Consider the following 12,074-nt stretch of genomic DNA (forward strand, 5'->3'; position numbering starts at 1 on the left):
CTGGGTAGTACACCGCGGAGTTCGTCGGCCGCCACCGACAACGCGAACTCGACGTTCGTGAGGCCCTGCGTCGGCAAGGTGAGGAGGGCATCGACCACGTGATCGGGTGACACCGCCTCGCCCATGGGGGAGATGACCGCGGCGTCAGACCAGAAGGCGATGACCGCCAGCCTGTCTCGGCTCAGCTCACCGGCGAGCGCACCCGCGGTCGCCGCGGCGGTGCGGACCTGCTCACCGCGCGTCGAACCGGAGATGTCGACGACGAGGACGATAGATCGTCGCCTTCGCACGCGTTCGCGGACAAGGATGTCGTCGTCGGTGGGAAGTGGGGTTGCCTCAACCGCCTCGAGTGTGCGGTCGAGGTCGATCTCGTCGGAGACGCCACGCCAGCGGCGGGTCATCAGTGTTCCGGTGGCCGATCGCGGTGCCCGACGACTCGGAACAACCTGCGCCAGAGCGAGTTTCCGCGCGATCAGCCGGGCCCGTAGGCGCGCTTGTTCGTCGCTACCGGCGCCTGCAGGTCGCCGTCGCGTTCGCTGGCCTCGTCGGCGGTGCCGGGCACACCCGATCCGCGGCCCTGTCCCCGGGTCTTGGCCCGCTCCGATCGCGAGGTGATCGCAAACCCGCCGCCCGACGAAGCGACGAGCAGGTCGGGTTCTGTGTCGAGTTGTTTGGGCTTACGTCGCAGCGGCTTCCGGACACCGCGAGGTTGAGCAGCCGGGGCTTCGCCGGGTCAGCGGCGAATCCGCCTCGACGGCTCTTCAACCGGGCTCGGCCGCCGCCGGCGAAAGGAGGAAATGGTCCTGCCAGATCTCGACGAGGATCGCCTCGGGCGTCGAGAAAGCGGTGTCGTCGAGGTGGATTCGTCCCGACAGCGCCACCAGCATCGCGTCCAGGAAACAGCCGGTGTAATCCGTCGGCAGATCGCGTGGCGGATCGACGGTGTCGACTGCCGGCACCCCGACACCGCGCATGGCGCACAGTTGCGTGGTCACCATTGCCAGGTCGATCGCGCCACGCACGCTGCTGCCTTGTCGGATGTCGTCGCGGTCACGGGTGGCGCGAGTGACCGCGACCGCGTCGGCCACCACGCGTGTGGTGACGGGATCGGCTCGGCGACTGACGATCTCGCGCTCGGCGGAATCGTCCTGATAATCCACCACCAATCGGCACATCCGATCGTGCACCGACGTGGACAGCCGGGTGGTGCCGACGTTGTCGTACGGATTCATCGACGCGACGATGTTGCCCATGTCGATGTCCTCTCGTGCGAGTGTGACCCCGGTCTCAATTCGGGGATATGACACGCCGTGCCACAACTTTGCGTCCGGCGCCAGGGGATCCGGCAAAGTTCGCATGCTCGGTGGTTGAGGTGCGACGATGGGGGCATGTCGGAGCAGATGGCGGCGCGGGTCGCCGACGCCGCGCACGGGGTGGACAGAGGTGGACGTCCGTCGTCGACGAGTGCCCATGAGCTCGCGGCAGCGGCTCAGCGACTCTTCCTGCGGGACGGATTCGACGAGACGAGCGTCGAGGACATCGCGGCGGCGGTGGGCGTCAGTCGGCGAACTTTCTTCCGCTATTTCAGTGCCAAGGCCGACGTCGTCTGGGTGGAGACCGACGCCGAGCTGGCAGCGTTCCGCCGCCTGCTGACCGAATCCGATCCGGCCGACGATCCGTCGGAAGTGGTTGCCAGGGCCTTCATCTCATCCATCGACCATGGTCGTGCCGAAGACGAGTGGGCTCGCCACCGCGCTGAACTGATCTTGCGTGCGCCGGCGGTGCAGGCGCAGGCCAACGGTGTCTACCGCCAATGGCGCAGCGCCATAGCGCAATTCGTCGCTCATCGGCGCGGGGAGCGGCCGGATTCGCGTTACCCTGTCGCAGTGGCGCATGCGGCGATGGCAGCTTCGATGGCCGGACACGAGCTGTGGCTCACCGATCCCGACGCAGACCTGGCATCGTCGCTGTCGGCGATGTTCGAGCTGATGGTTCCGCGGCCGACTGCTGCTGGTTGAGCGGTGGCTCAGAAGGCCATGAACAGGATCTCGTCGCGCGAATAGTCGTGGCCGGGGTGGTTTTCGGCGAGATGTGCGCGCACCTTCTCGACGAGTTCGTCCTCGTCGGCGCCGCGGATGGATTCGCCGCACGGACAGGTGAGACGTGTCTTCGCCATCAGTTCACCCGGTCCTTCAGCAGTAGTCGCACGGTGAGTTCGAGTCGGTTGGTGACGTCGGTGGCCGACGCGCGACGGGTCAGCCATTGCACCAGATTCGACATCCACACATCCGAGAGCACGCGCGCGATCGCGAGATCCTCGTCGGAGGGCTCGCCTTCGTCGACGATCGCCCCGGCGAGTAGTCGGTCGATGATGCCGGCGACTTGGTCGACCTCCGCGGTCGCGGAGGCGTCGGCGAACATGAAGGCGCGCGTCATGGCCTCGGTCAGCAGTGGATCGCGTTGCATCGCAAAGGTGATCATGTCCAGTACGTGCCGCAGGCGTTCGATCGCGTTGTCGCCGCGCAGTTGTGAGCGGTCGACCTTGGACTCCACGCGTTCGAACTCGCGCGCCAGCGCGGTCACCAGCAGATGGACCTTCGACGGGAAGTAGCGGTAGAGGGTGCCGACCGCGACGTCGGCCTTGTCGGCGACGGTGCGCATCTGGACGGCGTCGTAGCCGCCCTTGGAGGCGAGGGCCAGGGTCGCGTCGAGGATGCGGCGGCGCCGCTCACGCTGCGCGGTGGAACCCGACTCGGTTCCGGCCGCGGGCGCCGGCGCTGCCCCGTCGGGAGCGTCGATCGCGGCATTGCCAGGTGCAGAACGGGCCATGTGCTCTCGGACATCCTCACGTATTCGAAGTCAGATGAACGCTGATTCGCTGGGTACCGAATCTACATCCACTCATGGCATATTAGAACAGGTTCTATTTATTCGTCACAACTCGACATTCACAAGGAATCACCGTGATTATCGCCACGTCCGAAGAACAGAAGGCTGTCTGTCACGCGATCGCCGACTGGGCGCAGCGGGTCGACGTGACCGAGCGCGTCCGGTCCGACCTCGACAAACCCCGCGATCAATGGGCCGATCTCATGCCACAACTCGCCGAATTCGGGGTGTTCGGCGCGGCGGTTGCCGAGGACCGCGGTGGGCTCGGCGCCCAGTTCGCCGACGTGGCGGCGATGCTCGAACAGTGCGGGACCAGCCTGGTTCCGGGGCCGCTCGTGCCGACCATCGCAGCCTCGATCGCGCTGAGTCGGAGTTCTGATCCGCGGTCGGCGGCCATCGTCGATGAGCTGGTGTCCGGTCGACGTGCGGCCGTCACCCCGGTGTCGGCCTTCTCGGGGAGTGCGGCGCCCGAACTCGCCGATGGCGAGCTCGACCTCGGGTTGGTCGCCGGCTTTGTCGACGGTTGCGTGGTGCTGACGCCGCTCGACGTCGCCGGCCGAAGCGGGTGGTGGGTGATCCCGTCGGGCATCGGAATCGCCGAGGTCATCCCGCAGAACCCGGTGGACGGCGCCGCGTCGGTATCTCGGGTGCGTATCAGCGGGCTCACTGCATCCGACGTCGTCGGACTGCACGACGCAGACCTGGTAGATGGTGTGCTGTCGGCGGCGCTCGCCGCGTACCAGAGCGGCGTCGCACGATGGTGTCTGACGACGGCCGTCGAGTACGCAAAGACGCGCACCCAATTCGGTGTGGCAATCGGATCGTTCCAGGCGATCAAACACATCTGCGCCGAGATGCTGTGCCGCAGCGAACAGATCACTGCCGTCGCATGGGACCTGGCCGGTGCGGTCGACGTCGCGTTGAGCGGAGACGACGAGGGATTCCGGCAACTCGCCGTCAGCAGACTGGCCGCCGACGCCATCGTTGCGCAGGCGTCAGTCGCCAACGCCAAGGACTGCGTCCAGATTCTCGGCGGGATCGGGTTCACCTTCGAGCACGATGCGCACCTGTACCTGCGGTCGGCCATCGCCGCCCAGGTGGCCCTCGGTCACGGGGTGCGACAACAGCAGCAGCTTGCGGTTCGTGGCCTCGCCGGCGACCGTCGCCGGTTTGCGCTCGACCTTTCCGCGGTGGAACACCGGCGCGACGAGGTGCGGTCGGCGGTGGCCGACATCGCGGCCGCCGACCCCGACGACCAGCGACGACTGCTCGCCGAATCGGGCTACCTCACACCACACTGGCCACCGCCGTTCGGGCTGGGAGCCGACGCCGCACTGCAGTTGCTGATCGACGCCGAGTTCGAGAACGCCGAAGTGGATCGCCCGGACCTGGTCATCGCGGGCTGGGCGATTCCCACCATTCTCGAACACGGCACCAGCCAACAGCGCGACCGTTTCGTCGGGCCGACCTTGGCCGGCGACATCGTGTGGTGTCAGCTGTTCAGCGAACCGGAGGCGGGGTCGGATCTGGCGGCGCTGCGTACGCGTGCCGAAAGGGTGGACGGGGGGTGGCGATTGACCGGACAAAAGATCTGGACGTCGCAGGCCCACAACGCTCAGTGGGGGATCTGCCTGGCGCGCACCGACTCCGACGCCCCCAAACACAAGGGCATCACGTACTTCCTGGTCGACATGTCCACCCCCGGCATCGACATCCGGCCACTGCGGGAACTCACCGGCCGCGCCAACTTCAACGAGGTGTTCCTCGACGACGTGGTGGTGCCCGACGACTGCGTCGTCGGGGAGGTCAACGGCGGCTGGCGGCTGGCGCGCACGACGCTGGCCAACGAGCGCGTTGCCATGGGCGGTTCCGGCCTGGGCAAGGAGATGGAATCGCTGCTCGCGCAGGTCGCCGATCGAGACCTCACCGACGGTGACCTGGCCGCGGTGGGTGAGATGGTGGCCGACGCCCACGTCGGCCGAGTGCTCGACGCCCGCGCCGTCACCGAACGGCTCGCCGGCCATGACCCCGGCGCGCTGTCGAGCGTGCGCAAACTGATCGGCGTTGCGCACCGCCAGGCGGTCCCCGAGCTGGCGTTGCGACTTCTCGGCGACGAGGCGCTTGCGGCCACCGACGCCTCCGACCTGCTGCTGCAGAATCGGTGCCTGTCGATCGCCGGCGGCACCACCCAGATCCTGCGGACCGCGGCTGCCGAACGCATTCTCGGTCTGCCTCGGGGCTGAACGCGGGCCGTCGGAGAAACCGCAGATACGGCCCCACAATCTCGAATCAACGCGCTAGTCTGATACAACTAGAACAGGTTCTAATTCCTGCTCGTTTCAAGGGAGGCATCACCGGTGGATTTTGCCCTCGACGACTCGGCGATCGCGATCCGCGACGTCGCCGACGACGTCTTCGCGCGGAGGCAACCGGATTGGGAGTCCACGTTCGGCTCTCACCCATTCGACGACGAACTGTGGCGGGCGCTTGTTGACGCCGGACTCCTGGCCCTGCCGCTGCCCGCGGACCTCGACGGTGACGAGATCGGCGTTTTGGGTCTGCTGCCCTTGCTGCGCCGCGCCGGACAGAGTGCCGCCGTGGTTCCCCTGCTGGGCACCCTCACCGCCGCGCTGGTGTTCGCGCGGTCCGGCGCGAACGCCTGGCAGCGGTGGCCGGAGGCGCTGACCGGCGGCTCGTGGGCGGCGGTCGCGATCGGTGAACAGGGCGACAACCTGACCGCGACCCCGCACACCTCCGTCCGCGGCGGCCGTCTCAACGGCACCAAGACCGGCGTGCTGCATGCCGAGGGTGCCGCTGTGCTGCTGGTGGCCAGCGATGCCGGCGTGGTCGTGGTGCCCGCCGATGCCGACGGGGTCACCATCACCCGCACCACGACGTCGAGCGGCTGGGGTGAATACACCGTCGTCTTCGACGATGTCGAGGTCGACGACGCCGACATCGTCACCCGCGACCTCGGGGTGCTGCGCGATCATTACCGCCTCGCGCTCTGCGCCTACGCGGACGGTCTCGTGGCTGGTGCCACCCGTCTGACTGCCGATCACGTCTCCACGCGCGAGCAGTTCGGCAAGCCGATCGCGCTGTTCCAAGCGGTCGGGCAGCAGCTCGCCGACATCTACGTGATCGGGCGTTCGCTCGATCTGCCCACCACCTCCGCGGCCTGGCGGCTCGACGAGGGACTCAGTGCAGCAGACGATCTCGCGATCGGGAGCTACTGGGTGGCCGAGGAGGTGCCGGCGACGATGCGCACGATGACCCACCTGCACGGCGGAATCGGTGTCGACATCACCTATCCGCTGCACCGCTACTTCTCCATCGCCAAAGACCTGGCGCGATTGACCGGCGGCGCCGCAGCACGACTCGACGAACTCGCCGATGTACGTGACGTCGCGACCGAGGAGGTGGCCGATGTTCATTGACCTGACCCCCGAACAACGCGCACTGCGTGCCGAATTACGTTCCTATTTCGCCGATCTGGTGAAGCCCGACGAAGCCCAGGTGATGCTCACCGAACGGCACGGACCCACCTACCGCGAGGTCATCCGCCGAATGGGAGCCGACGGCTGGCTCGGTGTCGGATGGCCGAAGGAGTACGGCGGCAAGGGTTTCGGTGAGATCGAGCAGCAGATCTTCACCAACGAGGCGGTGCGCGCGGATGTTCCACTGCCCGCGGTGACGCTGCAGACCGTCGGGCCCACGCTGCAAGAGCACGGCACCGACGAGCAGAAGCGTCGGTTCCTGCCGCAGATCCTGGCCGGCGAAGTGCATTTCGCGATCGGCTACACCGAACCCGAGGCGGGCACCGACCTCGCGTCGCTGACCACCAGCGCCATCCTCGACGGTGACCACTATGTGGTCAACGGTCAGAAGATCTTCACCACCGGCGGACATGACGCCGACTACATCTGGCTGGCCGTCCGCACCGACAAGGAAGCGCCCAAACACAAGGGCATCTCGATCCTCATCGTCGACACCAAGGATCCGGGCTTCAGCTGGACCCCGATCATCACTGCCGACGGTGCACATCACGTCAACGCGACCTACTACAACGACGTGCGGGTTCCGGTGTCGATGCGGGTCGGTGACGAGGGTGGCGGTTGGAAGCTGATCACCACGCAGCTCAACCACGAGCGCGTGATGCTCGGACCGGCCGGACGTATCGACGGACTCGCCGCTCGCGTGCGGGCCTGGGCGCAGCGGCCGGGCCCCGACGGCACCGTCATCGCCAAGCACCCGGATGTTCGTCGCGCACTTGCCCAGATCGACGCGTACGCCCGCATCAACGAACTGCTGAATTGGCAGGTCGCCTCCACCGGCGAAGCCATCTCGATGGCCGACGCCGCGGCCACCAAGGTGTTCTCCACCGAACGCCTGCAGGTGATCTGCCGCATGATCAACGAGATCATCGGCCGCTACGGCGATTTCACCGACCCCGACACGTCGGCCCTGGTCGACTGGCTCGATGTACAGCAGAAACGCCACGTGGTCATCACCTTCGGTGGCGGTGTCAACGAGGTGATGCGCGACATGATCGCCACCGCCGGACTCGGATTGCCGAGGGCCAAGCGATGAGCCTTCTTCCGCTCTCCAATCCGCCGAGTCTCCACCCGCTCCCTGAGGTGCGAGGAGCGCTGGCGGAGCGCACCCTACCGTTCTCTGAGAGCCCCCAACCGCTCCCTGAGGTGCTCGAGGCGCTAGCCGAGAGCCTCGAAGGGCTTGGCGAGATGACCTCACCAGGCCTTCGAGGCGCGTCGACTTCGAGACGCTCCATGCTCGTACCTCGCACGGGCTCCTCAGCCCGGCGGCTAGCGCTCCTCGCACCTCAGGCAGCGGTGGGGTCAGAGAGGACTGCAGCATGAACGCCGACACGATCCGTTCTGCCGCCCAGACCATCATCGACGGCGGTGCGAGCGCGCCGGTGCGCGGTCGCGATCCCATCAACCAGCCCATGATCAACAACTGGGTCGAGGCGATGGGCGACGAGAACCCCATCTACACAGACGAATCCGCCGCTATCGCCGCCGGGCATCCCGGTATCGTCGCACCACCCGCGATGGCGCAGGTCTGGACGATGCGCGGCCTGCACGGCGTCCGGACCGCCGACGATCCGCTCGGCCGAGCGTCGGAGCTGTTCGACGACGCGGGATACACGTCGGTGGTCGCGACCAACTGCGACACCACCTACCACCGGTACACGCGCCCGGGCGAAGAAGTGAGTCTGTCCGCGGAGTTGCTGGAGGTGGTGGGCCCCAAGAACACCGCACTCGGTGAAGGGTGGTTCTTCACCACGCGCAACGTGTGGTCGGTGGCCGACGAGGTGGTCGCGGAAATGCGATTCCGCATCCTGAAGTTCCGACCGCCGGTGAAGTCGGAGCAAGTCGCCGAGGCGCCCACGACTGAGGTCCCGGACGACCTCGATCCGGCAAAGATGCTCAAGCCCAGCGTCTCTCGCGACACTGCCTTCTTCTGGGAGGGTGTCGCCGCACACGAACTGCGCATCCAGCAGACCGGCGACGGGACACTGCGACACCCGCCGATCCCCGCGACGTGGAAGCCGCGGCTCGACGACGGGACCGTGCCACCCACCGACTACGTCGTCGCCTCGGGCGCCGGAACCGTGTACAGCTACGTCGTCCACCGGGCGCCCAAGGTTCCGGGCCGCGAGTTGCCGTTCGTCGTCGCGTTGGTCGAACTTGCCGAAGGGGTACGGATGCTCGGGGAGCTGCGTGATGTCGACCCCGCTCAGGTGCGGATCGGAATGCCGGTGGAGGCGATCTTCCTCGACTTCCCCGCCGACGACGCCGCCGGGCAACCGGCTTGGACCTTGCATGCCTGGCGTCCCGCAACAACGGACGGAGCACGATGACAAGTCTTGCGCCACAACCTGTGCAGGTCTCCGACACCCTCCCGCCCCTGATCATCGACGCAACGCCGACATTCGTCGTCGCAACCGCGCTGGCGACCCGTGACTTCCAGGACGTCCACCACGACCGGGACCTCGCGCAGGCCAAGGGGTCCAAGGACATCTTCGTCAACATCCTCACCGACACCGGCTTGGTTGAGCGGTTCGTCACCGACTGGGCGGGACCGTCGGCCCGAATCCGTTCCATCGCACTCAAACTCGGAGTCCCGTGGTATGCCTACGATTCGGTGACCTTCACCGGCGAGGTCACCGAGGTCGACGGCCGCCTGGTCACGGTGGCGGTCACGGGCACCAACTCACTCGGCAAGCACGTCATCTCCACGGTGACAGTCGAACTGGGGGAAGAGAACTGATGGGTTCACTGTCGGGTAAGGCCGCCATCGCAGGTATCGGGGCAACAGAATTCTCCAAGGACTCCGGGCGCAGCGAACTCCGGCTCGCCGCCGAGGCCGTGTCGGCGGCGATCGCCGACGCGGGTCTCACTGCCGCCGACGTCGACGGCCTGGTGAGCTTCACCATGGACACCAACGCCGAGATCGCGGTGGCGCGGGCGCTGGGTATCCGTGAGATGACCTACTTCTCGCGCATCCACTACGGCGGCGGCGCGGCCTGCGCGACGGTGCAGCAGGCCGCGATGGCCGTGGCCACCGGGGTGGCCGACGTCGTGGTTGCCTATCGCGCATTCAATGAGCGTTCGGGTCTGCGGTTCGGTCAGGTCAACAGTGCGGTCGCCAATCAGGAAAATTCGTCGGGCACCGACAACGCCTTCAGCTATCCGCATGGACTGTCCACGCCGGCTGCCTTCGTCGCGATGGTGGCGCAGCGCTACATGCACGACTTCGGTGCCACGAGTGCGGATTTCGGTCAGGTGGCGGTGGTCGACCGCAAACACGCCGCGGTCAATCCCAAAGCCTTCTTCTACGGCAAACCGATCACCCTCGACGATCACCAGAACTCGCGCTACATCGCCGAACCCCTCCACCTGCTGGACTGCTGCCAAGAATCCGACGGTGGGGTGGCGATCGTCGTCGTATCTGCCGAGCGAGCCCGGGATCTGCCCCATCCGCCGGCGGTCATCGCCGGCGCGGCGGCCGGAAGCGCCGACGATCAGTTCATCATGACCAGCTACTACCGCGACCAGCTGGCCGGACTCCCGGAGATGGGCTTGGTGGGAAGGCAATTGTGGGCGCAGTCGGGCCTGGGACCCGACGACATGGACCTCGCGATCCTCTACGACCACTTCACCCCCTACACACTGATGCAGTTGGAGGAGTTGGGATTCTGCGGTCGCGGGGAGGCCAAGGATTTCGTTCGCGAACCGGGTGCGCTGGAAGTGGGTGGTCGGCTCCCGCTCAACACCCACGGCGGCCAGCTCGGCGAGGCCTACATCCACGGCATGAACGGGATCGCCGAAGCGGTCCGCCAGCTGCGCGGAACCTCCGTGAACCAGGTGGCGAATGCCGAGCGCGTCGTCGTCACCGCCGGAACCGGTGTTCCCACATCCGGATTGGTCTTGACCACATGACAATTGACCACATGACAAGTGACCACAGGACATCTGACAGCCCGACGGTCAACAAGGAGTGCGCACGATGAAGTTCAACCTCGCCGATGTCTTCGAGACGGTTGCCGATTCGGTACCCGAGCGGATTGCGCTCAGCTATCAGGGACGTCAGATCAGCTACGCCGAGCTCGACGGCCTCGCCAATCAGGTCGCACACCTGTTCTCCGACGCGGGGATCGGGGCCTTCGACAACGTCGCCCTCTTCCTGAAGAACAGCGTCGAGCATGTGACGAGTCTGCTCGGTCTGCTCAAGGTGCGCGCGGTCCCGGTGAACATCAACTACCGCTACACCAACACCGAACTGCAATACATCTTCGACAACTCCGACTCACGCGCCATCATCGTCGAACTGCCCGAGCACCAGCGCAGCGTCGCGGAGTTGCTCCCCGACGTCCCGACCGTGCGCGTCGTGTTCGTCATCGGCGACGTCGCCGACGAATTGCGCAGCGCAGCAGCGTCGTTGCCGGACGGCCGAACCGTGCAGATCGTGTCGTTCGGGGACTACGAGTCCAAGCCTGCCGAGCGAGATTTCGAACCACGCACCGGCGAAGAGCTCTACTTGCTCTACACCGGAGGCACCACCGGATACCCGAAGGGTGTGATGTGGCAGCACGACGACTTCTTCCGCAAGCCGCTCTCGGGCGGTAACCCGTATGGCGAGGCACGTAAGGATCTGGCCGAATTGGGTTCTGCGGTCAAGGACTTCGGTTCCATCGCGTTCCTGTTGGCGGCGCCGTTGATGCACGGCGCGGCGTCGTACTCGTTGTTCACCTTCTTCACGCTCGGTGGCCGGCTGGTGATCCAGCGCGACTTCGATCCCGCGGCCATCGTCGGGGAGGTGGAGAAGGAGAAGGTCAACATCGTGCTGATCGTCGGCGATGCCATGGGTATGCCGCTCGTCGAGGAGATGGAGCGAACCAAGGGCGAGGTCGATCTGTCGTCGATGTTCTCCATCACCTCCGGTGGCGCCATCTGGTCGCAGCATGTGCGGGATCGGATGCTGGCAGTCAAACCGGATCTGGTGTTGCGGGACAACTTTGGTGCCTCCGAGTCGGGCAACGACGGCGAGATCATGATGGACGACAACGGCAACCTGAAGGTGCCGCCGACCGAGAAGATGATGGTCGTCGACGATCGGCTCAACAAGATCGAGGCGGGCTCCGGCGATGTCGGGTACATCGCCCGGATCGGCAACGTCCCGCTCGGGTACTACAAGGACGAGGAGAAGTCCGCCAAGACGTTCCCGACGCTGCCCGACGGTCGTCGGATCTCCATCCTCGGCGACATGGGGACCGTCGAGGCCGACGGCAGCATCGTCTTCCTCGGACGTGGATCGCAATGCATCAACACCGGCGGCGAGAAGGTGTACGCCGAGGAGGTCGAGGCGACGCTGCACGCGCACCCGGCGATCGCCGACGCCTTGGTGGTGCCGGTGCCCGACGAGAAGTACGGGCAGCGAGTGGCCGCGGTGGCCCGCGTCGCCGAGGGAGCGGTCGAGCCGTCGCTCGACGAGATTCAGCAGCACTGTCGGGAGACCCTTGCCGGATACAAGGTTCCGCGCACCATCGTGTTCGTCGACGAGGTCAAACGCACACCGGCCGGCAAGGCCGACTACCGCTGGGCCAAGAACGCCGCTGCCGCTGCGGAGAAACCCACCGCTTCGGTCTGATCCGTTGAATC

The 12,074-nt window shown here is 66.3% G+C and carries 10 protein-coding genes and 2 pseudogenes; 8 read left to right on the forward strand and 4 right to left on the reverse strand.

Annotated elements, in window-relative coordinates; all coding sequences use genetic code 11:
- A pseudogene (locus MKW15_RS21385) lies at positions 1–649 on the reverse strand (vWA domain-containing protein); the annotation flags it as partial.
- A gap of 112 nt (positions 650–761) precedes the next feature.
- Positions 762–1,244 (reverse strand): annotated as a pseudogene (locus MKW15_RS21390) (AAA family ATPase); the annotation flags it as partial.
- A gap of 144 nt (positions 1,245–1,388) precedes the next feature.
- Between MKW15_RS21390 and MKW15_RS21395 the strand changes: the two are divergent.
- Complete coding sequence (locus MKW15_RS21395) at positions 1,389–2,018, forward strand: acyl-CoA-like ligand-binding transcription factor (RefSeq protein WP_240861881.1); 630 nt, start codon at positions 1,389–1,391, stop codon at positions 2,016–2,018.
- Positions 2,019–2,026: 8 nt separating this feature from the next.
- Here MKW15_RS21395 and MKW15_RS21400 read toward each other — a convergent pair whose 3' ends face one another.
- Together MKW15_RS21400 and kstR are read right to left on the reverse strand one after the other, a co-directional pair.
- The gene (locus MKW15_RS21400; protein ID WP_240861883.1) at positions 2,027–2,176 is read right to left on the reverse strand and encodes a DUF1059 domain-containing protein; all 150 of its coding nucleotides are present in this window, start codon (positions 2,174–2,176) and stop codon (positions 2,027–2,029) included.
- Positions 2,176–2,829 (reverse strand): cholesterol catabolism transcriptional regulator KstR, encoded by a 654-nt coding sequence (kstR, locus tag MKW15_RS21405; protein ID WP_240861885.1) that lies wholly within the window; start codon positions 2,827–2,829, stop codon positions 2,176–2,178. The genes MKW15_RS21400 and kstR overlap by 1 nt, the downstream gene beginning before the upstream one ends.
- 134 nt (positions 2,830–2,963) lie before the next feature.
- Here kstR and MKW15_RS21410 point away from each other — a divergent pair, with 134 nt between their 5' ends.
- From MKW15_RS21410 to MKW15_RS21440, 7 genes are all read left to right on the forward strand, one after another.
- Positions 2,964–5,132: an acyl-CoA dehydrogenase gene (locus MKW15_RS21410; RefSeq protein ID WP_240861888.1), complete on the forward strand. Its 2,169-nt coding sequence runs from the start codon at positions 2,964–2,966 to the stop codon at positions 5,130–5,132.
- Between the two features lie 114 nt (positions 5,133–5,246).
- Complete coding sequence (locus tag MKW15_RS21415) at positions 5,247–6,326, forward strand: acyl-CoA dehydrogenase family protein (RefSeq protein WP_240861889.1); 1,080 nt, start codon at positions 5,247–5,249, stop codon at positions 6,324–6,326.
- The gene (locus MKW15_RS21420) at positions 6,316–7,479 is read left to right on the forward strand and encodes an acyl-CoA dehydrogenase family protein (RefSeq protein WP_240861891.1); all 1,164 of its coding nucleotides are present in this window, start codon (positions 6,316–6,318) and stop codon (positions 7,477–7,479) included. Before MKW15_RS21415 ends, MKW15_RS21420 begins: the two co-directional genes overlap by 11 nt.
- Positions 7,480–7,762: 283 nt before the next feature.
- A complete protein-coding gene (locus MKW15_RS21425) occupies positions 7,763–8,773 on the forward strand; it encodes a bifunctional MaoC family dehydratase N-terminal/OB-fold nucleic acid binding domain-containing protein (RefSeq protein ID WP_240861894.1) in 1,011 nt (336 codons plus the stop codon).
- Positions 8,770–9,183 carry a MaoC family dehydratase gene (locus MKW15_RS21430; protein WP_240861896.1) on the forward strand — a complete coding sequence of 138 codons (414 nt, stop codon included), beginning with the start codon at positions 8,770–8,772 and terminating at the stop codon, positions 9,181–9,183. The genes MKW15_RS21425 and MKW15_RS21430 overlap by 4 nt, the downstream gene beginning before the upstream one ends.
- A complete protein-coding gene (locus tag MKW15_RS21435) occupies positions 9,183–10,355 on the forward strand; it encodes a lipid-transfer protein (RefSeq protein ID WP_240861898.1) in 1,173 nt (390 codons plus the stop codon). Before MKW15_RS21430 ends, MKW15_RS21435 begins: the two co-directional genes overlap by 1 nt.
- Positions 10,356–10,422: 67 nt before the next feature.
- A complete protein-coding gene (locus MKW15_RS21440; protein WP_240861899.1) occupies positions 10,423–12,063 on the forward strand; it encodes an AMP-binding protein in 1,641 nt (546 codons plus the stop codon).
- Positions 12,064–12,074: the final 11 nt, after the last annotated feature.

It is taken from the genome of Gordonia gummivorans (assembly GCF_022513585.1).
Taxonomy (GTDB): domain Bacteria; phylum Actinomycetota; class Actinomycetes; order Mycobacteriales; family Mycobacteriaceae; genus Gordonia.

Coding starts and splice junctions, on each gene's coding strand:
- MKW15_RS21395 (WP_240861881.1), top strand. CDS start 1,389: ATGTCGGAGCAGATGGCGGCGCGGGTCGCCGACGCCGCGCACGGGGTG.
- MKW15_RS21400 (WP_240861883.1), bottom strand. CDS start 2,176: ATGGCGAAGACACGTCTCACCTGTCCGTGCGGCGAATCCATCCGCGGC.
- kstR (WP_240861885.1), bottom strand. CDS start 2,829: ATGGCCCGTTCTGCACCTGGCAATGCCGCGATCGACGCTCCCGACGGG.
- MKW15_RS21420 (WP_240861891.1), top strand. CDS start 6,316: ATGTTCATTGACCTGACCCCCGAACAACGCGCACTGCGTGCCGAATTA.
- MKW15_RS21425 (WP_240861894.1), top strand. CDS start 7,763: ATGAACGCCGACACGATCCGTTCTGCCGCCCAGACCATCATCGACGGC.
- MKW15_RS21430 (WP_240861896.1), top strand. CDS start 8,770: ATGACAAGTCTTGCGCCACAACCTGTGCAGGTCTCCGACACCCTCCCG.
- MKW15_RS21435 (WP_240861898.1), top strand. CDS start 9,183: ATGGGTTCACTGTCGGGTAAGGCCGCCATCGCAGGTATCGGGGCAACA.
- MKW15_RS21440 (WP_240861899.1), top strand. CDS start 10,423: ATGAAGTTCAACCTCGCCGATGTCTTCGAGACGGTTGCCGATTCGGTA.